Genomic DNA, 22,321 nt, shown 5'->3' on the forward strand with positions numbered 1-22,321 from the left:
AATAACGAGAATTGTCCTCATGATTAGCCCGTTCCTGGGCACCGTCTGTGAATTCGGCTGATTTGCGAAACAGCCATTTCTCCCGATCGGCCCGGGAACGCGGGAACGGCACCGAACGTCGCATTCGGTCGCACCCAGGGTGATGTTGCTCCCCGCTGGGCGGGCGGTAACGTCAGGCCCGGGCGGCGAACTGGCGGAGGTGCACGTGGCACGCGGTGGCGTCTTCTGTGTCGAGGGTCAGTGGCACCGTGACCTCAACGAACGCGGTTCCGTGCTGCCCACCCTCGAACTGCTGGAACGACTCGGCAAGATCCGCTTCATTCACAAGGACGCCGCCACCCGCGACGAGTTGTTCTACTTCCTGGACCGCTGGCTGCTCAAGCAGTACGCCGACCACCGTGTCGGCTTCTTCGCCATGCACGGCGAGCCGAGCCGGCTCTGCCTGACCGACTGGCAGTCGGTGGAGCTGAACGAGGTGGCCGAGTTGATGGCCGGCCGCTGCGAGGGGCGGCGGCTCTACTTCGGCAGCTGCTCGGTGCTGCGCGCGTCGGACGCGGTGCTGCGCGAGTTCCTGGAGGTCACCGGCGCCGCCCTGATCTGCGGTTTCACCCGGGACGTCGACTGGGTTGAATCGGCCGCCTTCGAAACCGTCCTGCTCGACGTGCTGGCCAACGGGCAACGGCACAACGCCGCCGAACTGCGGATGGGCTCGGCGCACTGGGCGCCACTCGCCTCGTACCTCGGCTTTCGGGTGATCTATGCCAACGGCCGGGCGTGGCGCCCGGCCGGCCGGCCTCGCGTGCCCACCCAGGCGGTGCACCGGGCGGCCGCCGACCCCCGCTGACCCCCACCGCCCGCGGACCCGCCGCCGGCCTGGTAGGAACGAGTGATGGCACGCAGCATCGCGAAGAACACCCGGGTCGACCGGGACACCCTGCTCGACTTCCTCCGGCCGCGACACCGTGTCGTGCTGATGACCACCCGGGCCGACGGGCGGCCGCAGTCCTCTCCGGTCTCCGCCGGCATCGACGGCGCGGGTCGGCTGGTGGTGTCCACGTATCCCGAGCGGGCGAAGGTGACGAACATCCGCCGCGACCCCCGGGTCTCGGCGTGCGTCCTCTCCGACGACTGGAACGGCCCGTGGGTGCAGATCGACGGCACGGCCGAGGTGCTGGACCTGCCCGAGGCGCTGGAGCCGTTGGTCGAGTACTTCCGCAGCATCTCCGGCGAGCACCCGGACTGGGACGACTACCGGGCGGCGATGGTGCGCCAGGGCAAGTCGCTGATCCGGGTGACCATCGACGCCTGGGGTCCGATCGCCACCGGCGGTTTCCCGGCCCGCCTCGCCGACTGAGCGCGCGCTCCGAACGCGTTCGCACCCGCCAGGTGGTTGCGCTGTCGAGCTGCCCCGAATGTGGGGCGGGCGGTCGCGGTGGTGTGCGCTGTCGAGCTGCCCCGGATGCGGGGCGGCGGGCGACGACGGTGCCGTTCCATCCGCCATCCGCCGGGTGCGAGGGTGCGGGGGTGCGGTGCTGTCTACCGCAAGCTCTCCTTGCGCCTCTCGCGGCGTCTGCCCCATATCTGGAGCAGCTCGACAGGGGCTGAGGGGTAGGTCGACCGCCGACCGCCGCGCCGGTCAGTACGCGGCGGTGAAGCGTGTGTTCAGGTATCGGGGTTGCTCGATCTCGTCGACGATCGCTACCGCGAGGTCCTCGTAGGTGAGCACCGACCGGCCCTGGTCATCGGTGACCGGCTCATCGGTGCCCGTGCGGTAGTGCCCGGTGCGGTCGCCGGGGTGGAACTCCAGCGGCGGCGGCGAGACGTAGGTCCAGCGCACCCCGTCGGCGGAGCTGCGGTAGTAGTCCAGAGCGTCGGCCTGGCCCATCGCCGAGTCCCGGTACTGCTCGGGGAAGTCCGGCTCGTCGAGGAAGCGGGTGCCGCGCGGGGTGAGCAGGGTGGACCCGCCACCCAGATGGATGATCCGGGGCGCGGCCGGCATGGGCCGCAGGGTGGTCACCAGGGTCTCGGCGGCCGTGCGCCAGAGCCCGCGCTCGCCGCCGCCGATGGCCACCACCAGCGCGTCCGCGTCCGGCGCCAAGTCCCGGACACTGCGCTCGCTGGTGGCGTCGCCGGTGACCGTCCGCACCCCGTCCGGCAGGTACGAGGTCGCCTCCGGACGACGGACCGCGGCGATCACCCGGTGTCCCCGGTCGACGGCCTCGGCGGCGATCCGCGACCCGGCGGTGCCGCCCGCGCCAAACACGACGATGGTGCTCACCAGCCCAGGCTAGGGCCGGCTCGCCCTGGAGATGCCGTTATGACGAACCCGGTCGGGCGTTCAGGGCAGCGGCCGACTGGCATGGGTCCACTACGGTGAGCCGAACAAGATCCATTGACTGAACGGGGAATCCATGAAGCACCTCTCCGCCCGTCGCCGGCTGCTCGCCTGGACGGTGCCGGCCACCCTGGCGCTCGCCGTCGTCCCAGCCCTGCCGGCCCAGGCCGCACCGGTCAACACGCCGACCACCGCCGTCGCCGGCCCGGTCGACAAGGACCTCAACGGTGACGGCGTACCGGACCTGGTGACCGCCGGCGGCACCACGACGGGCCTCGACTCCGGCGTCTGGACAGCGCGGGGCCGGATCAACGCGACCACCGGCGTCGGCACCGGCCGGGTGAAGGTCCCTGCCGTGAACATCGGCATCTACGGCAACGGCGTCACCGGCAACGAATCGCCGGCCGACTTCGACGGCGCCCAGATGATCACCGGCACGTTCTGGGGCACCGCCAACCAGGACTTCCTGGCCTACTACCCGGGTGGCGACAACGCCGGTGGCGGCGTCATCATCAAGGGTCTCGGCGACGGTACGATGTCCAGGCCCTACAACGCCAACGTCAGCCTCGCGCGCGAATTCCTGGCCGACGACCACGACAACTCCCCGATCCAGCTCGTCAACGGGTACGTGGCGGACGGGGTCGGCGACTACATCCCTGACCTGATCGGAATCGTCGGCGACACGACGAACGGCTACCGACTGTCCTACTACCCGAGCGTCTGGGCGGCGGGACTCTACTTCCGAGTCTCGTTGAACACCGCCACCCCGACCGGCGGCAGTGACTGGCAGAACTGGACCCTGGCCAGCACCCAGTTGGCGTCGGGCGTGGCCCTGGTCCTGCGCAACGCCACGACCGGCGACCTGTACCTGTGGCAGGGCGTGACGATGACCGACAACGGCGACGGGACCGGCGCGCTCGCCTACACCCAGTATCGGCTCGCCTCGGGCTGGAACACCGGCGTGGCAGTCAGCAGTCTCCTCGCCGCCGACCTGAACGCCGACGGTGTGGCCGACCTGTGGGCGGTGTTCCCCGACGGCAGCGTGCGGGCGTACCTGATCTCGAACCTCTCCGTCAGCAAGCCCGCGAAGATCCGCGCGCTCCAGGCGCAGCAGCTCGGTTGAGCTGCGGTGTGGGGTCCGTCAGCCGTGGGCGACGGACCCCACACCCTCAGTCGATGAGGGCGGCGTAGACGAGTTGGCGCAGCTGGGAGCGGAGGGGATGGGTGCTCGACGGCAGGAGCTGGGTGAAGAGCATCGCGGTGATCTCCTCGGTGGGGTCCACCCAGAAGGCGGTGCTGGCGACCCCGCCCCAGTAGTACTCACCGACGCTGCTCGGCACCCGGCTCGGAATCGGGTCCTCGACGACCGCGAAGCCGAGGCCGAAGCCGACCCCGTCCAGGGTGCTCTCGGCGAAGCCGCCGGTGGACAGGGTGCCCAGGTCCTGCCCGCCGGGCAGGTGGTTGCGGGCCATGAAACGCACCGTGCGTGGCCCGAGCAGACGTACGCCGTCCAACTCGCCGCCACGCAGCAGCATCTGGGTGAAGCGGTGGTAGTCGGCGGCGCTGGAGATCAGGCCGCCGCCACCGGAGAACAAGGCGGGCTTGTGGTGTGCCAGAGCGCCGAGCCGGTCGTAGCGGAACGCCTGCCCGGTGCGCGGATCCGGCGCGTAGAGCGCGGCCAGTCGTTCGGCCTCGTCGCCCTCCACCCACCAGCGGGTGTCCGTCATGCCCAGCGGGGCGAAGATCCGGTCGGCGAAGAAGGCGTCGAGGCTCTGCCCGGAGATCACCTCGACCAGCCGACCGAGCACGTCGGTGGCGACCGAGTAACCCCAGGCCGTGCCGGGCTCGAAGAGCAGGGGGAACTCGGCGAAGGCCGCGCAGGCCGTGGCCAGGTCGACGCCCGCCGGCGGGTACATGTCGTAGCCGGCGGCCCGGTAGAGCCCGTCGACCACCGACGTCTGCATGAAGCCGTACGTCAGGCCGGCCGTGTGGGTGAGCAGGTGCCAGACCCGGATCGGCTCGGTCGCCGGCACCGTGTACGGCTTGAGCGTCGAGCCCTTCGAATAGACCCGCAGGTCGGCGAACTCGGGCAGCCAGCGGCTGATCTCGTCGGTCAGCTCGAAGCGGCCCTCCTCCCACAGCATCATCGCCGCGACCGAGGTGATCGGCTTGGTCATCGAGTAGATGCGCCAGAGCGTGTCCGCCCCGACCGGCGCACCCGACTCGCGGTCCCGCAGGCCGTACGTCGAGGAGTGCGCCACCTCGCCGCGGCGGGTGACCACCACCTGCCACCCGGCGAGCCGGCCGTCGTCGACGTACCTGCCGAAGTGTTCGTCGATCCGGGCCAGCCGTTCCGGGTCGAAGCCGATCTCATCCGGGTCCTTGCTCCGCGCCACACTCACGCCGCCGAAACTACTCGCCGGTACGCCGCTACCGGAAGGGGCGGGTTCCCGGTGGTGTCGGTCGGCGGCACTAGCCTGGCCGAATGCCGGAGTTGACCGAGGACGTGACCTTCCGCAACGAGGACTGGTACGGCGAGGAGTTGGCCGACCGTCACTTCGTCGCCTGCGAGTTCTTCGACGTGGACCTGACCGAGGCGGTCACCCGGGGCGCGGTCTTCACCGGATGCACGTTCGGCAACGTGCGGTTCAACGCGTCCCGGCACCTCGACTCCGCGTTCACCCGCTGCGCCTTCAAGCGCTGCAACTTCTTCGAGGCCGAGTTCACCGGCTGCAAGCTGGTGGGCAGCACCTTCGTCCAGTGCGAGCTGCGCCCGTTGCGCGTCGACGGCGGCGACTGGTCGTTCGTCGCGCTACCCGGCGCGGACCTGCGTGCCGTCCGGCTGACCGACGTGCGGATGCGCGAGGCCGACCTGACCGGGGCGAACCTCACCGGCGCCACCGTGACCGGCGTCGACCTCTCCGGGGCGCAACTCCAGCGCTGCCGCCTCGGCGGCGCCGACCTGCGGCGCAGTGATCTCACCGCGCTCGACCCGACGTCGGTCGAGCGAGCCGGCGCGCTCGTGGACGCCGAGCAGGCTCTCGTCATCGCGCAGGCGCTCGGCTTCCGCATCGGCTGACCCGGGGTGACCACCGGACGGTGAGACGGCCGCCCCATACCGTCCCGATCCGGACTGGACACGTCATGCTGTCCCGATTTAGCGTGTCGACCACGCCGGTGCAATCGTGAACGAGACACAGTGGACGGTCGATCCGTCCCGTGCGGTGGCGGTCGGGCGGCAACGTGGAGGAGTCGGTGGCGGACGAGGACCGTACGCGGGATGGTTCGCGGGCCGGGGACGAGCCGGCCACGCGACCCGCGTCGCACCGGCCGCGATCCGCCGCGGCCGGACTGAGTCACCGAGCGCTGCGCCGGCTCGCCCGCGCCCGCCAGCGGCGGCGTTGGGCGCTGGAAGGGGTCGGCGCGGTCGTCTGCCTCGTGGTGCTCGTGGCGTACCTCGGTTCGCGGTCCGGCCCGGATTCGGGTGACGCGACGGTCGGCGGCCCGGGCGGCGTGCCCGCCGGTGCCGCCCGTCCGACGGGCCTGCCGGGCGCGGACGGACGTACCGGCGAGGCCGGCCCGGCGCTGCCGGGTCTGCGGCCCCGGCAGCGGCCACCCTCACCCGAGCCGACCCCGTCGACCAGCCCACCCACCCCGGTGTCGGAGAAGCCGGCCGCGTCGCTGCTGTCGGTGACCCGCGCCGAGGTGCCCGCCGAGGTCGACCTGACCGCCGTGGGTACCCGGGACTGGATGCACTGGGGGCCGGGCGGCGGCAACTCGACGGTCCGCAAGCAGTCCGGCTCCGGGGAGATCGTCGACGGGGGCGGAAAGGGTCGCCGGATCGGCTGGGACGGCAACCAGGAGGTCGTCCGCTGGTCCGACGGCGCGCCCGACCGGTGGGACCGGGGCAGCTCCGACGGTGTCTACACCTGCGGCGTGGGCAACGGGTTCAGCCTGACGGTCGTCGGCAGCGGTGCGCCGCGCACGGTGCAGGTGTACGCCGGAATCTGGATGGCGCGTGGCCGGCTCGACGTGCGGTTGTCGACGGGCGGGCCGGTCAGCACCCTCCGCCTGGAGGACCCGTACACCAGTCAGAGCGCCCAGTTCGTCATCCGGTTCGCGGCGCCGAAGGACGCCCGGCTGGTGGTGAGCTGGACGGTCGAGAAGGTCTACACCGAGCACTGCGGGAACGTCGGCCTCCAAGCCGTCGCGCTGCGCTGAGCGGGACAGTTTGTCCGTCGCCCTCCGTCGGTGACGACGTAACTTTCTGCTGTCCCCGTCCACCTTCCACTGTGGAGGCAGCTCAGATGAGCAGCAGTACCGCCCACCGCGTCCGTCCTGCCGTCTCTCCCGGCGTCGACGAGCCGGAGGTGCTCCGCGACATCCCCCTGCCGCCGTACGTGACGGGCGAGGATGCCCAGTTCGCGGTACGCGCGGTGGTGGTACACGCGCCCCGGCGCTGGTCCGGTGGGGTGGTCTGTCGCAACGACGCCAGCCCCCACCCGTGCCGGCTGCACCGGTGGGGCACCCGGGTGTTGACGCTCCGCGGCCTGCACGCCGCCGAGATCGCCGCGCTCATCGAGCGCGGCGACCCCGCGGCGGTACCCCCCACACCGAAGCGACCCGCCTGACCCGCCTGCTGATCAGCAGGTGATCGGCTTGACCCAGGAGCACTCCACACCCTCCGGCGTACGCGGAGCCTGGGGCACCTCGGGCGCTGCGACCCGGGCCGTGCTCGCGCCGTCCTCGCGGTGGCCGGCCAGCGTCACCGCGATCTGGTCCTCCAGCGCCTTCACCGACGCCGTCAGGTAGTTGTTGAGCAGGATGGAGAACGCGAGCAGGTGGCCGTCGGCGCTGGTGACGTAGCCGGACAGCCCCGATACGCCGGTCAGGCTGCCGGTCTTGGCGTGGACGTTGCCCGCCGCCGGGGTGCCGGCCATCCGGCTGCGCAGCGTGCCGCCGACGAACCGCTCCGGTTGCCCCGCGATGGGCAGCGCCGCGTACCAGGTGGGGAACCAGGGCTGGGCTCGCACGGCGGCCAGAAGGTCGACGAACTCCGCCGCTGGCACCAGGTCGCGGCGGGACAGGCCCGAGCCGTCGCGCTGGCGCAGCGTTCCGGTGTCCATTCCGGTGTCGGCGACGTACTCGCTGATCCCGGTGAGACCGGCGGACCAGGTGCCGGTGCCGGAGAGCACCCGGCCGATCTCCTTGGTCAGCACCTCGGCGTGCCCGTTGTTGGAGAGCTTGAGGAAGGGCGTCATCAGCTCACCCAGGCTCATCGAGTCGTGTCTGGCCACCGGGTTGGCCGTCTCCGGCGTGGGCTCGCCGAGCACGGTCCGGCCGAGCACCCGTACGCCGTGCCGACGCAGCGCCGCCCGGAAGACCTCGGCCGCGAGGCCGGTGGGCTCCCAGACGGTCACCCAGTCGCTGGTGGGCTCGTCGCCGACGGCGATCTGGCCGGTCACCACGACCGTGTTGCCGCCGTGCGCACGCTCGATGGAGATCGAGGTCTCGCCCTCGCTGACCGTCTCGGCCCGGTTGTCGATGCGGACGTAGCTGGTGGGTGGTGTGGTGGTGACCACCGGCCGGGCGCCGGTCCGGTCGGCCGGCGCGGCGTGCACGATCACGGTGCCCGCGTCGTAGTCGGTGTCCGGGGCGACGGTCAGCGCGGAGACCTGCGCCGCGTAGTAGTAGGGCTCGTCGTCCCACGTCCAGTCCGGGCCCAACCGGGCGCGGTCGTAGCGGGTGTCGTCGGCCACCAGGTTGCCGGTGACGACCCGGACACCGGCGGCGGCGACCTGCGCGGCGAGCGCGTCGTAGTCGGCCGCCAGCATGGTCGGATCGCCGCCGCCGCGCAGGTAGAGATCGCCGGAGAGCAGCCCGCCGCGGCGCGGGCCGGTGGTCTGCACGTCGGTGCGGAAGTGGTGGCCGGGACCGAGCAGCCCCAGAGCGGCGGTCGAGGTCAGCAGCTTGGTGTTGGAGGCCGGGATCAGCCGCCGGTCACCGTTGCGGTCGTAGAGGGTCTGCCCGGTGCTGGTGTCGACGACGACCACCGACGTCTGTGCGCCGGCCAGCCGGCTGTCGGCGAGGATCGCGTCGATGGTGGCGCGCAGTCGGGTCGTCGCGGGGGTGGGCGACTCGGCGGTGGCGCCGGACGCGCCCACGGTGGCCACGGCGGCGACCAGCGCGAGCAGGGCGACGGCGCGCGGAAAGAGACGACGATGCATGCGCCGATGCTGCCATGAAGATAATCGCCGGAGAAGACTCTCGTACGAAGGTTATTGCCCTTCGCGATGTCCCGGGCGGCCGAGCGACCGTTCGTGGCCGCCCCAGTAGTGCCGTTGTCCGCCCATCACCAGCGGTGCCACCAACGCGGCGAGCGCCCCACCGAGCAGCGGAAAGACGATGAACACCCAGAGTTGGCGGAGCGCCACCCCGCCCTCGAAGACGGCCGGACCGAAGGCGCGGGCCGGGTTGACCGCCGCGCCGGTCAGCGTCACGCCGACGAGTTGGGTCGCGGCCAGGGCCAGACCGATGGCAACTCCCGCGATGCCGGGGTTCTCGCTGCGACTGGTCACGACGAGCACGACCAGGACGAAGAGGAACGTCAGCACGATCTCCAGTACGGCCGCGCCACCCCGGTTGATGTGCGCGCCGTACCCGTTCGAGCCCAGCGCCCCGGTCTGGTCCGCGACGTCACCCCACCGGGTCAGTGCCCAGAGCAGGAAGCCGGCCACGGTCGCTCCGGCGAACTGGGCGATCCAGTAGGCGACGGCGCCGATCACCGAGATCTTGCCGGAGAGCAGGACGCCGAGCGTCACCGCCGGATTGACGTGGCTGCCGGAGAGCGGGCCGATCGTGTAGACGAGGGCCAGCATGACGAACCCGAAGGCCAGCGCGACGACCACCACGCCGCCCTGGACCCGCGCGGCGACGGCGGCGCCTACGCCGAAGAAGACCAGCAGCAGCGTGCCGAGGAATTCGGCAGCCGCACGGCGGGCGTCATCCATCATTCACCCAGCGTAAGGATAGTTCCGCTCGCAGGTGGGCAAAACAGCGCCGTGACCAGCGCGGAAGCGAGAGCGGGACTGATCCGGCTCTATTTGACGTATCGCTCGGTAGCGGGCACCGTGGGCTGGAAGGGGCCGTCAGTCGCCCCGATTCGACGCGACGGCGATGACCGTCCGTATCTCCCGTCGCCTCCCACGCGTGCTCGTACGCGGGCCGTTCGTCCGCCTCTGCGCGAGAAGCGACCGCGAGCCGAGAAACCACGAGGAGTTCCACCAATGCTCACCATGACCGACAACGCTGTGCTCGTCATCCGCGACCTCGCCAACCAGCAGGACGTGGCCCAGGACGGTGGCGTGCGGATCGCCGCCGACACCGACGCCGGATCGCTCACCGTGGAGCTGGTGCCCGAGCCGGAGCAGGGTGACCAGGTCGTCGACAACCAGGGCGCGCGGATCTTCCTCGACCCGGACGCCGCCGAACTGCTCGGCGACGCCGCGGTGGACGCCACCGTCGACGACGAGGGCATCATCCAGTTCGGCTTCACCGAGAAGCAGTAGGGGCGCTCACCGGGGCGGTCGCCCCCGCTGCGGTGGCCCCGGCCGGGAGTCCCAACCCGACCGGTCGGGGTCGTCGGGTCGCAGCAGTGCGGCGAGCACGTGCGCCACATGGTGCGACGTGCTCCAGGCCGTCCAGTTGGCGGCGGAGCCGGCCCCGGCTCCTCGCCGTGCGCGGCGCAGCAGCTCGTGGTCGCCCCAGGAGAACGCCGCGCCGACGCCCGACCAGTGCGGTGCCGTCACCAGCGTTCGGCACAGGTCGGCGAAGCGGTCGTCGCCCCGGCCGCCCCGGCGCGACCAGCGGTAGACCCACCAGCCGTCGTCGGCGGTGTACCGCACGGTGGGTAGCCGGTCGGCGGGGTCTCCCGAGTCGGGCAGCGCCGAACCGACGCCGTAGTCGCCGTAGTCGACTCCGACGTCGGCCAGCCGCTGCCAGAGCTGCCAGTCCCAGCGTTCCAACCGGACCGGCTCGTCGGTGGGCAACCGGGACAGCGTCGGCGGCATGCCGCCCGCCGCCACCGTCGCCGAGCGCCAGGCGTGGCGACGGGCCCAGTCCAGCAGCCGCCGTACCCGGGGCTCGGCCACCCGTACGTCGGCCGGGCAGCAGACGTCACCCGCGTCCACCAGCAGGTCGCACTCCTCCGGCGCGAGGCCGGTGTACCGCCAGATCCGCTCGACGGCGGTCGTGTCCGCGTCCGGGCCCGCCCGGTCGTGCGCGACCCGCACCCGGATCAGCGCCCGTCGGGCGTAGGCCCGGGCCGCCGCGCCGTGCGCGACGAGCCGCCGCTCACTCTCCGCGAGGCCGATGACCGGGATCAGCGGTACGCCCCACCGGACCAACTCCGTGTCGACCGAGTCGGCCTGGGCGGTCACGTCGACGGCCGGCAGCAGGCCGACCGGTAGTCGGCGCAGGCCGTCCCTCGTGGAACGGTCGACGGCGTCGACCTCCAGGATCGGCGCGACGAGCGGGGCGGCTGCGGGATCGAGGTGGGTGAGGGCTTCCAGCTCGCCGCGTCGGCGGCTGGCGAGGATGGGGCGGTAGACCGGCTCCAGCGCCCGGCCCCCGTGGGCGGGCACCATACTTCAATCTAGTCAGGCATTCGCATGCCTCCCCACTTTCTGGTACCGAAAATCCGCTGCCTGGCTGTCGGTTCGGCGACTACGCTCGCCCGATGTCCGCGTCGCCGTACCGTTACCGCTCCACCGACGAGGACAGCGCCCGCTGGCTCGGCTTTCCGTTTCGCGACGGCGACATCGTGATCAGCACCCGCTCCAAGAGCGGCACCACCTGGATGCAGATGATCTGCGCGCTGCTGGTGCTGGGCAGTCCGGAGCTGCCGGCGCCGCTGTCCGAGTTGTCGCCCTGGCTGGACTGGTTGGGCGAGCCCCGGGACGTGGTGTACGAGCGGTTGGCCGCGCAGCCGCACCGCCGGTTCATCAAGACGCACACCCCGCTGGACGGGGTACCGCTCGATCCTCGGGCGCACTATGTGGTGGTGGCGCGGCATCCACTGGACATGGCCGTCTCCCTCTACCACCAGGCGGGAAACCTGGACCGGACCCGAGTCGCGGAGCTGACCGGCCAACCCGCGCCGGCGGGACCGCCGCGTGACCGTCCATCGCTCGGGCAATGGCTGGCGAGCTGGGTCGACCACGAGGTCGACCCGCGCGTCGAGCTGGACTCGCTGCCCGGGGTGTTCTGGCACCTGCGCGACGCCTGGGCCCGCCGGCACGAGCCGAACATCGCGCTGGTGCACTACGACGACCTCCGCGCCGACCTGGGCGCACAGATGCGACTGCTGGCCGACCGCTGGGGTGTCGAGGTGCCCGCCGGACGGTGGCCCGCACTGGTCGAGGCGGCCACGTTCGACCGGATGCGCGAACGCGCCGACCAACTCGCCCCGGACACGCTCGGCGTCTTGCGGGACCGTCAGGCGTTCTTCCGGCGCGGCGGCTCGGGGCAGGGGCGTGACCTGCTCGACTCGACTGCGCTGGCCCGCTACGAGCGGCGGGCGCGGGCGCTGACCCCGCCCGACCTGCTCGCCTGGCTGCACCGCGACATCTGAGACGTACACCGCGACGCTGGCGGCGTACCCCGCGACATCTGCGACGTACCGCGACGCTGGCGGCGCACCCCGCGACGCCGTACGCGGAAACGAGCGCGCGGCGCCGCTGCGATCGTGATCGCAACGTCGCCGCGCTCTGGCCGTCTCCCACCACCGCAGCCGTTCGGCGGTACGCCAGCGGGGACCTGGCTCGACCGGCCGTTCGCGCCGGTCAGCGTTGTCGATCCCCGCTCGGGGCGGATCCAAACCTGCCGACCGTGGGGAATTCCACCATCTGCCAGTCCCGGCGTGACGCGTGACCGAACGGGGTATGAGCGGGCCATGGAGCATTTCACGATCGCGACCGTCGCCGAGAAGAGCCCGGACTTTCGGCGGGTGCTGTGGACCGGCGAGCACACCCAGTTGGTGATCATGACGATTCCGCCGGGCGGGGAGATCGGCGAGGAGGTGCACGAGGGCATCGACCAGATCCTGACGTTCGTCAGCGGGACGGGTGAGGCCCGGGTCGCCGGCGAGAAGCGGGAGGTCGTCGCGGGTGACCTGGTCGTCGTCCCGTCCGGCACGAAGCACAACTTCGTCAACACCGGTCCGAATCCGCTGGTGCTCTACACCGTCTACGGCCCTCCGGAGCACGCCGACCAGGCGGTGCACCACACCAAGGAGGAGGCCGACCGGGCCGAGGAGGCCGGCGAGGACGAACCGCCGACCGCGTGACGGCGTTGGCCTGAATCGGGCCGATCCGGGTACGCCCGGCTGGTGACGCAGCCGCCGATCTCCGACTACGGGTTCCTCTCGGACTCCCGTTCCGGAGCGCTTGTCGGTGTCGACGGCTCGATCGACTGGTGGTGTCCGCACCGGTTCGACGGCGCCTCCGTCTTCGGCAGGCTGCTCGACCCGGACGGCGGGCACTTCCGGTTGGCGCCGGCCGACGCCGGTGGCCCCGGTTACCGGGTCGAGCGCGCCTACCGACCGGACACGCTCATCCTGCGGACGGTGCACCACACGCCGCACGGCAGCGTGGCGGTGACGGACGCGCTCGCCGCCGAGCCCGGTGCCCGCGCGCACGAGTTGGGCATGAACTCGCCCGCCGTACTCGTCCGCGTGGTCGAGGGCCTGTCCGGGCGGGTACGGATGGCACTGGACTTCGCCCCCCGCCCGGAGTACGGCCTGCTCACGCCGTACCTGCACGAGCAGCCCGACGGCGCGGTGGTGGCCGATGCCGGCCCGGTGGGGCTGGTGCTGCGGGCCGGGGGCATGCCGCTGCGGGCGGGCCGGGACCGGGTGACCCACGAGTTCGAGGTCTCCTCCGGTCAGGTGGTGGGGATCGACGTGGCGTTCGGGCAGACGTACGGCAAGCCACCGGTCCAGATGGACCCGCTGACCGCCCTCGCCGACACGACACGGGCCTGGGAGGCGTTCCGGGACACGCACACGTACTCGGGCCGGTACCCGGAGCTGGTGCGGCACAGCGCGACCGTGCTGACCGGCCTCACGTACGCCCGCAGTGGCGCGGTGGCGGCGGCGTTGACCAGCTCGTTGCCGGAGCAGATCGGCGGTGACCGCAACTACGACTACCGGTACTCCTGGTTGCGGGACTTCTCGCTGACGATGCGGGCGCTCTGGGTGGCCGCCTGTCCGGACGAGACGTCGCGGCTGTTCGCCTGGGTGGCCCGGTCGATCGGTCAGTTCGGCGACGAGCCGGTGCCGGTGCTCTTCGGGTTGGAGGGTGAACGCGACCTCTCCGAGCACCACTGCAACCACCTGCGCGGATACCACGACAGTCGCCCGGTGCGCGTCGGCAACGACGCCTGGAAGCAGCGGCAGCTCGACGTGCCGGGTGAGGTGCTGTCGGCGGTGTGGCGGCTGCGCGACTACCTCGGCGCGACGTTCGAGTCGGAGCTGCGGGAGATGGTCCTCGGCCTGACCGAGCAGGTGGCCGCGACCTGGCACCTGCCGGACCGGGGCATCTGGGAGACCCGGGACGACGAGCGGCACTACCTCTCCTCGAAGGTCTCCTGCTGGTTGGCCATGGATCGGGCGGTGGGGCTCGCCGACCGGCTCGGTGAGCGGGCCGACCCACGCCGCTGGACCGGCATCCGCGACGAGATACGTGAGACGGTGCTGCGCGAAGGCTGGAACGACCGGATCGGCGCGTTCACCGGCTCGTTCGGCTCGGCCGAGCTGGACGCCTCGGTGCTCGCCCTGCCGGTGGCGCACTTCCTGCCGGCGACCGATCCCCGGATGCGCTCGACCATCGAGATGGTGGAGCGTGAGTTGGGCACGGAGGACGGCCTCGTCCGGCGCTGGACGACCGACCCCGCCGGCTTCCTGCTGTGCTCGTTCTGGCTGGTGGAGTGTCTGGCGATGGCGGGTGAGCCGCGGCGGGCCGAGGAGTTGTTCGAGCGCGTGGTGGGTCGCGCCAACGACGTGGGCCTGTTCAGCGAGCAGATCGACCTGACCACCGGGGCGCAGCTCGGCAACATGCCGCAGGCGCTGTCCCACATCGGGCTGATCAACGCGGCCTGGCGGCTGACCGAGCCGAACAGCTTCTGATTCCGGCGCCGAAATCCTGCAACAGACCTGCAAGCGTCAGGCATTGACGCTGATATGTGCGCAGTCCTAGCCTCGGAGAGACGGGAAAGCCCTTTCCCACGGCTTTCATCCCGCTTTACCCCGCTGTCGGATCCGGGCGTCCGACGGGGCACACCGATCCCGCTCTCGCGTCAGCGCGCCGTGCCGGCACGTCCCCGCGCGTCCGCGTCCCGGGATCACCACCACACGCGTCAAGGAGGACAACCGTGCACAGGAGACGACGACCACTGGTGCTGGCGGTGTGCGCCGGCGTGACCGTGGCGGCCCTCGCCGCCAGCATGACCTCGGCCTTCGCGGCCACCATCTTCACCGACACCTTCAGCGACGGCGACGCCTCCGGCTGGTCCAAGTCCGGTGGCGCCTGGGCGGTCGACGGCGCGGGGGTGTTCCAGCAGTCCAACGCGGGCAGCGAACTGGCCCGACAGTTCGCCGGCGACACCGGGTGGACCGACTACGCCGTGCAGGCCCGCGTCCGGCCGGGGAGCTTCGGCTCGTCCAGCGCCCTGGTCGGGCTCGCCGCCCGCTCCACCAGCAGCACCAGGATGTATCGTCTCGCCCTGCTCGGCTCCGGCCGGGCCGAACTCCAGGCCGTCAACGGCAGCAGCGTCACGGCTATCGGCTCGGCCCCCCTCGGCGTCACCACCGGCACCTGGTACACCCTGCGCGTCGAGGTCAACGGCAGCACCATCCGCGGCTTCGTCAACGGCGCGCAGATCGCCTCCGGCAGCAGCAGCCTGGCCGGCGCCGGACGGATCGGCCTGGTCACCGCGTACGCCAGCGGCGGCTTCGACGACGTGGTCGTGGACTCCTCCGGCGGCGGCACCCCGACCACACCGCCGGCCACCAGCACGCCGCCGCCCGCCACATCGAGCCCGACCGCCCCACCACCCTCCGGGTGGCCGACGCCCACCAGCAGCCAGAAGGTGGACGCGACGATCCCGGTGTCCGGCACCTTCGACGGAGGGCTGAGGCGCTACTACGGCATCGGCGACGGTGGGCAGAGCGAGAGTCAGGACCCGATGTTCGAGCTGGCCGCCGGCGCCACCCTGCGCAACGTGATCATCGGCGCGCCGGCCGGTGACGGCGTGCACTGCGAGGGCGACTGCACCCTGGTCAACGTCTGGTGGGAGGACGTGGGCGAGGACGCGGCCACCTTCCGGGGCGGCACCACGTACACGGTCGACGGCGGCGGCGCGCGGTCCGCCAGCGACAAGGTCTTCCAGCACAACGGTTCGGGCACGGTCCACATCAGGAACTTCCAGGTGGAGAACGCCGGGAAGCTCTACCGCGCCTGTGGCAACTGCTCCACCTCGTACCAGCGGCACGTGGTGATCGACAACGTGGTCGTCCGCGACACCGACACGATCGCCGGCATCAACACCAACTGGGGCGACACCGCCCGCTTCAGCCGCATCACCATCGTCGGCGATCCCGACCGGGAGACCTCGATCTGCGTCAAGTACAAGGGCGTACCCAAGGGCAGCGAACCGACCAAGATCGGTGCGGGCGCCGACGGCGTCAACTGCCTCTACTCGCCGTCCGACATCACCTACCGGTAGGCGCGGCACGCCGGCATCCCGCGCCGCGCGGGATGCCGGCTCAGGCCAGCACGGGTACGCCGGAGACGTCGACCGTCTCCGGATACTTCAGGCCCGCGCCGGTGTTGAGCACCACCACCCGTTCCCCGGCCCGGATCCAGCCGCCGGCGCGTAGCTGGCGTGCCGCCGTCAGGCAGGCCGCGCCCTCCGGGCAGAGCAGCAGCCCCTCCCGGGCCGCGAAGTCCCGCAGGTCGGTCAGGATCTCGGCGTCGTCGACGGCGACGGCGGTGCCGGCGGACGCCCGCAACGCCGCCAGGATCAGCTCGTCACCCAGCGGCGACGGCACGGTGATGCCGAACGCCACCGTGTGCGCGTCCTCCCACGGGCGGGCCCGGGACTCACCGGCGGCGAAGGCCCGCACGATCGGCGCGCAGCCGGTCGACTGCACCGCCACCAGCCGGGGCAGCTTGTCGCCGACCCAGCCCAGCTCGCGCATCTCGTGCAGCGCCTTGTGGATGCCGATGAGGCCGACCCCGCCACCCGTCGGATAGATGATCACGTCGGGGGCCTGCCAGCCGAGCTGCTCGACGATCTCGTACCCCATCGTCTTCTTGCCCTCGAGCCGGTAGGGCTCGCGCAGCGTGCCGGCGTCGAAGATCGCGCCGTCCGACTCGGCGACCAGCTCGGCCACCCGTCGGCCCGCGTCGCTGATCAGCCCGTCCACCAGGCGCAGATCGGCGCCGGCGGCCACGCACTCGCGCCGGCAGATGGTCGGCGCCGCCAACGGCATGACGATCGTGGCGCCCATTCCGGCGCGCGCCGCGTAGGTTGCCCAGGCCGACCCGGCGTTGCCGTTGGTGGGCATCGCGATCCGCTTGACGCCCAGCTCGCGGGCCCGGCTCACGCCGACCGCCGCGCCACGCGCCTTGAACGAGCCGGTCGGGATCAGCCCCTCGTCCTTGACCATCAGGTCCGCGATGCCGATCTCCGCGCCGTACGAGGGAGCGCGCAGCAGCGGCGTCCAGCCCTCGCCGAGCGTGGTGACGTGCCGGGGGTCGGCGACCGGCAGCAGCTCCCGGTACCGCCACAGGTCGGCTGGGCGCAGGCCGAAGCGCTCCGGGGTGACCACCTTCGCGACCGCCGGCAGGTCGTACCGGGCCAGCAGCGGCGAACCGCAGTCGCAGAGGTTCTGCACCTCGTCGGCGGCGTACTCCAGGCCGCAGCGCGGGCAGTCCAGGTGGGTCAGGTACACGTCGCTCCTCGCCGTCAGGCCGCGTCGACACTCAGCCAGTGCCGACTGCGTACGCCCGGCTCGTAGACCGAGTCGAGCCGCTTGGCGACCACACCGGGCAGCCCCTGCTCCCGCCCGGTACGCAGGGCCTCGTCGCCGGCACCGGAGAACCACGGCGGAGTCTGCCAGTGCGTACCGGCCAACGCCAGTCCATCGAGCAGTTCCCGGCGTTGCGCGTACGGGACGTCGACGCTGCTCACGCCCTCCAACCACAGCAGGTCGACAAGGAGGAACTGCGCGCCGGTCGGCACCCGGCCCCCGCTGGTCGGGCGTGCCGGACGCACCCGACCCGAGCCGTCGATGCGCACCAGCACGCCGTCGAGCACCGCCTCGGTCGGCGCCAGGGCCTCGGCCATCGCGCGCAGCCACGGGTATCCGCCGGTGATCTCCTCGTCGGTCTCGGAGAGCAGCCGTAACCGCCCGCCGGAGACGTACGCCACCGCGCGGATCCCGTCCCAACGCAGCTCGTACCCCCATTTGTCGGCGTCGCGCGGCAGCCCGGCGGCGGGCGTGGCGTGCATCGGGCGGACCAGCTCGGGCATCGGCGTCCAGCCCGGCGGCGCGGGGTCGGTGCGGCGGATCATCCAGTCCCGGCCGCCGGTGGCGAACAGCGCGTACCGGCCCTCGGTGCGCGCGCCGGAGAGCGTCACGATGACCTCGTCGTCGCGCCACTTCTCGCAGCGGTACGTGCCCCGGTCGTGGATGATCATCCGGCCGCCCCCGTACTCGCCGGCCGGGATCTCGCCGGCGAAGTCGAGGTACTCCATCGGGTGGTCCTCGGTATGGACGGCGAGGTGGTTGCGGCCCGGGTCGCGGGGCAGGCCACGCGGCACCGCCCAGGACGCGAGCACGCCCTCGTGCTCCAACCGCAGGTCCCAGTGCAGGCTACGGGCGTGGTGCTGCTGGATGACGAAGCGGGCGCGGTCGCCGTCGTCGCCGGCCGGCCGGGGCGTCGCCCGTGGCACGGGCTCCGGCGTACGGGCCGCGTCGCGCCGGCGTCGGTACTCGTCCAGCCGGTCCGTCACACCCGTATTCTCCGGCAGAACGGGCCCTTGCGCTGGCCGCCGGAGTGTCCGGTTCACTCGGCGGCCGGGCGTGCGGCGGGGTAGAACGGATTCCATGGACCTCCGCGACCAGCCCACCGCCCTGCTTCCAGGTGACGTGCGAATGCCCCTGCTCGGCTTCGGCACCTGGCAGGCCACCGGCCAGGTGGGCTACGACGCCGTGCTGGCCGCGCTCGACACCGGCTACCGGCACCTCGACACCGCCACCGTGTACGGCAACGAGCGGGAGGTGGGTCGGGCGGTCCGGGAGAGTGGGCTGCGTCGGGAGGACGTCTTTCTCACCACCAAGCTCCCGGCGAACCGGGTGGGCCAGGAGCGCGCCACGCTGGAGGCCAGCCTGGAGGCGCTCGGCGTCGACCAGATCGACCTCTGGCTGATCCACTGGCCGCCGTCCTCGCCAGCGGACAGCATCCCGCTCTGGCGGGAGCTGATCGCCGCGCGGGACGAGAACCTCACCCGGGCGATCGGCGTCAGCAACTACAGCACGGTCCAGATCGACGAGCTGATCCAGTCGACCGAGGAGAACCCCGCGGTCAACCAGATCGAGTGGAGTCCCGCGCTGTACGACCGGCAGCGGCACGCCGAGCACCGGGACCGGGGGGTGGTGCTGGAGGGGTACAGCCCGTTCAAGACCAGCGATCTCGGTGATCCGGTGCTGGTCCGGATCGCCGCCGCGCACGGTGTCTCCCCGGCGCAGGTGGTGCTGCGCTGGCACATCGACCACGAGATCGTCGCGATTCCGAAGTCGGTCACGCCCGAGCGGATCAGCGCGAACTTCGACGTCTTCCACTTCTCGCTGACGGCGGAGGAGATGCGCGACATCGACGCGCTCGGCGACGCCTGAGGCGGCGAATTCCTTCAAGTCGTGGCCGGCAGGTGAAGGGTATCGACATCGACACACGTGACGGTATAGCGTGCCGTCATCACGTCCGTCGATCCGTTCCCCACCCGCCTCAGTTGGAGGATCGCCATGGCCCGACCACCGTCCATCCGTCTGCGCCGCCGTGGGGTGCTCGGCATCCCCGCCCTGGTGGCCGCCGCCCTGACCGTCGTGGTCCGGCCCGCCCCGGCGAGTGCCGCGCCGAAGGCCCCGGAGTGCCTCGCCGACCTGCTCGGAGAGTCCTGATGGCCACGATTGGATGGCTGGTGGACGTGCTGCGCGCCGCCGGGGTCCAGGTCGTCGTCGAGGGCGACTGGCTCAACCGGATGCGGCCGGGCTCCTTCGACCCGATCGGGGTGCTCTGGCACCACACGGCCTCGACCTCCAGCGCCAGCAACCCGCACCCGGCGCTGGGCATCTGCATCAACGGCCGCTCCGACCTGGCCGGCCCGCTCTGTCAGGCCCTCGTCGACTACAACGGGGTCTTCCACGTGATCTCCGCCGGCCGCTGCAACCACGCCGGGGTCAGCGGCGGCAGCGGGCCCATCCCCGCAGGCGACGGCAACACGCTGATGATCGGGTGGGAGATCGACTACAACGGCGTCGACCAGCAGATGACGACCGCGCAGTACAACGCGTCGATCGCCGCCACGGCCGCCGTGCTCACTCGGCTGGGTCGGGACAGCAGCTACGCCCGCGGTCACCGGGAGACCAGTACCACCGGCAAGATCGACCCGTCCTTCATCGACCTGAACGTGATGCGCGCCGACGTCGCCGCGAAGATGGCCGGCGGCAGCACGGCCTGGTCGTCGATCGTGGACAACGCGACCTCCGGGCGCTTCACCGCCAGCGCCAACTGGGGTGTGTCGACGTTCTCCACCCAGCGGTACGGCGCCGACTACCGCTACGCCGATCCCGTCGCGGCCAGCGACCCGGCCTGGTACCGGTTCAACGTCCCGGCGACCGGCAACTACCGGGTGGACGCGTGGTGGCCGACGAACAGCGGCTACAACAGCGCCACCCCGTACATCGTCGCCACCACCACCGGCAACCGCACGGTCTACGTCGACCAGCGGGCGACCGGCGGGCAGTGGCGCGTTCTCGGCACGTTCACCCTGCCCGCCGGGGACGCCAACCGGGTGGCGGTGAGCCGGTGGAGCAACGCGACGGGCCTGGTCATCGCCGACGCCGTACGCCTCACCCGGGTCTGACCCGTTCTAACGCGCTCCGCCCCGGCTTGATCGACTCGACTTTCCGGATGTCGGGGTGTCCCTCGTGCGAGGACGCCCCGACGTCCAGGATCCCGAGTGGACCATCACCCCGACGGGTGCGGGGCCGGCCCCTGCGCATCCGCAGACCGACGACCCCGAGTCGCGCAGAGAGTGGTGCGTTTGCCGGTGCCGAGCCCGTCGGTGCCCGCCCGATGGAGCCACGAACCGTGCACCTCGCTGACCTGCGCGCTGCCACCGGACCGCGTGTAGGACACCTGCCAGTCGCGGATGGTCTCGTAGGCGCCGTGGTCGAGATAATCGAGGTGCAGCTCGACTTCGACGTGCTGCCCCGGGGGCAGGGCGGCGAGTCGGCGGGTGAGCCGTCCGCAGGCGACGAAGGCGAGCGTTCCGGTGATCGACACGTGCCAGGCGCCGGGCCTCGGCTCGGTGACGTGGATGTCGCAGCGGGCCAACCGCCACAACATGAACAGCGCCGCCGTCGCCATGCCCAGCCCGACCCCGATCAGCAGGTCCGTCGCGGCCACGCCGACCGCGGTGACCACGTAGACGGGCAGTTCCCGGTGCCGGGCGTACGTACGGATCTGGGCGAGGCTCACCAACCGCAGGCCGACCACCACGAGAACGGCGGCGAGGGCGGCCATCGGGATCATCTCCAGCAGCACGGAGCCGGCCAGCACGAACCCGGCGATCCAGACGCCGTGCAGGATGGCCGACGCCCGGGTGCGTGCCCCGGCGGCGACGTTGGCCGAGCTGCGCACGATGACGCCGGTCACCGGGAGGCCGCCGAGCGTTCCGGAAACGGCGTTCGCGGCTCCCTGGGCGATGAGCTCCCGATCGAGGTTCGCGCGTGGGCCGTGGTGCATGCGGTCGACGGCCACCGCCGAGAGCAGAGATTCCACGCTCGCCACCAGGGCGATGGTGACGACTGCCGGGAGGACCTCCCAGGGAGGCGAGTCGGGCCAGCGGGGGAGGGCGAGCGCGCTCAACGGGTTGGCGGGCAGATTCACCCGCTCCACGTCGGCGCCGAGGACCGTCGCCACCACGGTGGTGACCACCACCGCCACCAGGGTCGCCGGCAGCATGGTGGTCTTGACCAGGCGTGACCAGATCAGCAACAGCCCGATGGTCAGCGCGCCGAGCAGCACGGACACGCTGTGGTGGTCGGCGACCTGGCCGGGCAGGTCACGCAGGTTCGCCCACGCGGAGCTCTGGGATGCGCCGCCGAGCGCGACGTGCACCTGGCTCAACGCGATGACCAGGCCGATGCCGGCCAGCATTCCGTGTACGACCGTCGGTGACAGCGCGAGCGCGGCCCGCCCGAGGCGGGTGACGCCCAGCACGATCTGCAGCAGCCCGGCGACGGTCACGATCGCGGCGGTGCCGGCGAAACCGAACTCGGCGATGGTGCCCGCGACGATCACGGTGAGCCCGGCCGCCGGCCCGCTGACCTGAAGGGGCGCGCCGCTGAGCGCGCCGGCGACCACCCCGCCCACGACGGCGGCGATCAGCCCGGCCAGCAGCGGTGCTCCGGAGGCGGCGGCGATGCCCAGGGACAACGGGATGGCGATCAGGAAGACCACGATCGACGAAGGGATATCGTGCCTAAATGACGCTAAAGCCGACATCCTCGGAAAGCTACCGAGATAATATTAATGCATAGTTAAGCCTGATTCTTTCACCCGCAATACGGACGGGGGGGGGGCGCAGCCGGCGTACCAGCCCGCGGATCGAGCGTCGCGGAAGACGACCACCACACGC

22 protein-coding genes are annotated in these 22,321 nt (G+C 71.7%); 14 read left to right on the forward strand and 8 right to left on the reverse strand.

What is annotated here, in order from left to right; translation table 11 throughout:
• Positions 1 to 205: 205 nt before the first annotated feature.
• Together ACIA3K_RS14640 and ACIA3K_RS14645 are read left to right on the forward strand one after the other, a co-directional pair.
• A complete protein-coding gene (locus ACIA3K_RS14640) occupies positions 206 to 844 on the forward strand; it encodes a DUF6642 family protein (RefSeq protein ID WP_007456059.1) in 639 nt (212 codons plus the stop codon).
• Between the two features lie 45 nt (positions 845 to 889).
• A complete protein-coding gene (locus ACIA3K_RS14645) occupies positions 890 to 1,354 on the forward strand; it encodes a PPOX class F420-dependent oxidoreductase (RefSeq protein WP_396801425.1) in 465 nt (154 codons plus the stop codon).
• A gap of 282 nt (positions 1,355 to 1,636) precedes the next feature.
• Here ACIA3K_RS14645 and ACIA3K_RS14650 read toward each other — a convergent pair whose 3' ends face one another.
• On the reverse strand, positions 1,637 to 2,278 hold the full coding sequence (locus ACIA3K_RS14650) for an NAD(P)-dependent oxidoreductase (protein ID WP_396801426.1): 642 nt from the start codon (positions 2,276 to 2,278) through the stop codon (positions 1,637 to 1,639).
• Between the two features lie 133 nt (positions 2,279 to 2,411).
• On the opposite strand from ACIA3K_RS14650, the gene ACIA3K_RS14655 reads away from it, so the two are divergent.
• Complete coding sequence (locus tag ACIA3K_RS14655; RefSeq protein WP_396801427.1) at positions 2,412 to 3,458, forward strand: hypothetical protein; 1,047 nt, start codon at positions 2,412 to 2,414, stop codon at positions 3,456 to 3,458.
• 46 nt (positions 3,459 to 3,504) lie between these two features.
• Here the strand turns inward: ACIA3K_RS14655 and ACIA3K_RS14660 are convergent, their stop codons facing one another.
• On the reverse strand, positions 3,505 to 4,737 hold the full coding sequence (locus ACIA3K_RS14660; RefSeq protein ID WP_396801428.1) for a serine hydrolase domain-containing protein: 1,233 nt from the start codon (positions 4,735 to 4,737) through the stop codon (positions 3,505 to 3,507).
• Positions 4,738 to 4,820: 83 nt separating this feature from the next.
• Between ACIA3K_RS14660 and ACIA3K_RS14665 the strand changes: the two genes are divergently transcribed.
• The 3 genes from ACIA3K_RS14665 to ACIA3K_RS14675 all read left to right on the forward strand — a co-directional run bounded on the left by ACIA3K_RS14665 (position 4,821) and on the right by ACIA3K_RS14675 (position 6,966).
• On the forward strand, positions 4,821 to 5,414 hold the full coding sequence (locus ACIA3K_RS14665) for a pentapeptide repeat-containing protein (protein ID WP_396801430.1): 594 nt from the start codon (positions 4,821 to 4,823) through the stop codon (positions 5,412 to 5,414).
• A 176-nt stretch (positions 5,415 to 5,590) separates the two neighbouring features.
• Positions 5,591 to 6,556 (forward strand): hypothetical protein, encoded by a 966-nt coding sequence (locus ACIA3K_RS14670; protein ID WP_396801432.1) that lies wholly within the window; start codon positions 5,591 to 5,593, stop codon positions 6,554 to 6,556.
• A gap of 86 nt (positions 6,557 to 6,642) precedes the next feature.
• Positions 6,643 to 6,966 (forward strand): hypothetical protein, encoded by a 324-nt coding sequence (locus ACIA3K_RS14675; RefSeq protein ID WP_355051910.1) that lies wholly within the window; start codon positions 6,643 to 6,645, stop codon positions 6,964 to 6,966.
• Positions 6,967 to 6,978: 12 nt separating this feature from the next.
• Here the strand turns inward: ACIA3K_RS14675 and dacB are convergent, their stop codons facing one another.
• Positions 6,979 to 8,562 carry a D-alanyl-D-alanine carboxypeptidase/D-alanyl-D-alanine-endopeptidase gene (dacB, locus tag ACIA3K_RS14680; RefSeq protein WP_396801434.1) on the reverse strand — a complete coding sequence of 528 codons (1,584 nt, stop codon included), beginning with the start codon at positions 8,560 to 8,562 and terminating at the stop codon, positions 6,979 to 6,981.
• A 51-nt stretch (positions 8,563 to 8,613) separates the two neighbouring features.
• Entirely contained in the window at positions 8,614 to 9,348 is a 735-nt protein-coding gene (locus ACIA3K_RS14685; protein ID WP_396801436.1) for an MIP/aquaporin family protein, read from the reverse strand.
• Between the two features lie 273 nt (positions 9,349 to 9,621).
• Between ACIA3K_RS14685 and ACIA3K_RS14690 the strand changes: the two genes are divergently transcribed.
• Entirely contained in the window at positions 9,622 to 9,903 is a 282-nt protein-coding gene (locus tag ACIA3K_RS14690) for an adhesin (protein ID WP_396801438.1), read from the forward strand.
• A 6-nt stretch (positions 9,904 to 9,909) separates the two neighbouring features.
• Here the strand turns inward: ACIA3K_RS14690 and ACIA3K_RS14695 are convergent, their stop codons facing one another.
• Positions 9,910 to 10,980 (reverse strand): hypothetical protein, encoded by a 1,071-nt coding sequence (locus tag ACIA3K_RS14695; RefSeq protein WP_396801440.1) that lies wholly within the window; start codon positions 10,978 to 10,980, stop codon positions 9,910 to 9,912.
• Positions 10,981 to 11,072: 92 nt separating this feature from the next.
• Here ACIA3K_RS14695 and ACIA3K_RS14700 point away from each other — a divergent pair, with 92 nt between their 5' ends.
• The 4 genes from ACIA3K_RS14700 (at position 11,073) to ACIA3K_RS14715 (ending at position 16,117) form a co-directional block, all read left to right on the forward strand.
• Positions 11,073 to 11,966, forward strand: a complete 894-nt coding sequence (locus ACIA3K_RS14700) for a sulfotransferase domain-containing protein (RefSeq protein ID WP_396801442.1) — start codon at positions 11,073 to 11,075, stop codon at positions 11,964 to 11,966.
• A 321-nt stretch (positions 11,967 to 12,287) separates the two neighbouring features.
• Positions 12,288 to 12,680 (forward strand): cupin domain-containing protein, encoded by a 393-nt coding sequence (locus ACIA3K_RS14705; RefSeq protein WP_355051904.1) that lies wholly within the window; start codon positions 12,288 to 12,290, stop codon positions 12,678 to 12,680.
• 42 nt (positions 12,681 to 12,722) lie between these two features.
• Positions 12,723 to 14,519, forward strand: coding sequence for a glycoside hydrolase family 15 protein (locus ACIA3K_RS14710; RefSeq protein WP_396801444.1), 1,797 nt, complete (start codon positions 12,723 to 12,725; stop codon positions 14,517 to 14,519).
• 245 nt (positions 14,520 to 14,764) lie between these two features.
• Positions 14,765 to 16,117: a pectate lyase gene (locus tag ACIA3K_RS14715; protein ID WP_396801446.1), complete on the forward strand. Its 1,353-nt coding sequence runs from the start codon at positions 14,765 to 14,767 to the stop codon at positions 16,115 to 16,117.
• 40 nt (positions 16,118 to 16,157) lie between these two features.
• Here the strand turns inward: ACIA3K_RS14715 and ACIA3K_RS14720 are convergent, their stop codons facing one another.
• Together ACIA3K_RS14720 and ACIA3K_RS14725 are read right to left on the reverse strand one after the other, a co-directional pair.
• The gene (locus ACIA3K_RS14720) at positions 16,158 to 17,348 is read right to left on the reverse strand and encodes a threonine synthase (protein WP_396801448.1); all 1,191 of its coding nucleotides are present in this window, start codon (positions 17,346 to 17,348) and stop codon (positions 16,158 to 16,160) included.
• Positions 17,349 to 17,362: 14 nt separating this feature from the next.
• The gene (locus ACIA3K_RS14725) at positions 17,363 to 18,412 is read right to left on the reverse strand and encodes a DNA polymerase ligase N-terminal domain-containing protein (protein ID WP_396801450.1); all 1,050 of its coding nucleotides are present in this window, start codon (positions 18,410 to 18,412) and stop codon (positions 17,363 to 17,365) included.
• Positions 18,413 to 18,506: 94 nt separating this feature from the next.
• Here ACIA3K_RS14725 and ACIA3K_RS14730 point away from each other — a divergent pair, with 94 nt between their 5' ends.
• The 3 genes from ACIA3K_RS14730 to ACIA3K_RS14740 all read left to right on the forward strand — a co-directional run bounded on the left by ACIA3K_RS14730 (position 18,507) and on the right by ACIA3K_RS14740 (position 20,542).
• Positions 18,507 to 19,295: an aldo/keto reductase gene (locus ACIA3K_RS14730; protein ID WP_396801452.1), complete on the forward strand. Its 789-nt coding sequence runs from the start codon at positions 18,507 to 18,509 to the stop codon at positions 19,293 to 19,295.
• A gap of 126 nt (positions 19,296 to 19,421) precedes the next feature.
• Positions 19,422 to 19,577, forward strand: coding sequence for a hypothetical protein (locus ACIA3K_RS14735; protein ID WP_396801453.1), 156 nt, complete (start codon positions 19,422 to 19,424; stop codon positions 19,575 to 19,577).
• Positions 19,577 to 20,542 (forward strand): N-acetylmuramoyl-L-alanine amidase, encoded by a 966-nt coding sequence (locus ACIA3K_RS14740; RefSeq protein WP_396801455.1) that lies wholly within the window; start codon positions 19,577 to 19,579, stop codon positions 20,540 to 20,542. Before ACIA3K_RS14735 ends, ACIA3K_RS14740 begins: the two co-directional genes overlap by 1 nt.
• A gap of 104 nt (positions 20,543 to 20,646) precedes the next feature.
• Here ACIA3K_RS14740 and ACIA3K_RS14745 read toward each other — a convergent pair whose 3' ends face one another.
• On the reverse strand, positions 20,647 to 22,188 hold the full coding sequence (locus ACIA3K_RS14745; RefSeq protein ID WP_396801456.1) for a SulP family inorganic anion transporter: 1,542 nt from the start codon (positions 22,186 to 22,188) through the stop codon (positions 20,647 to 20,649).
• Between the last annotated feature and the right edge of the window lie 133 nt (positions 22,189 to 22,321).

It is taken from the genome of Micromonospora sp. NPDC051543, from assembly GCF_044454415.1.
Lineage (GTDB): Bacteria > Actinomycetota > Actinomycetes > Mycobacteriales > Micromonosporaceae > Micromonospora.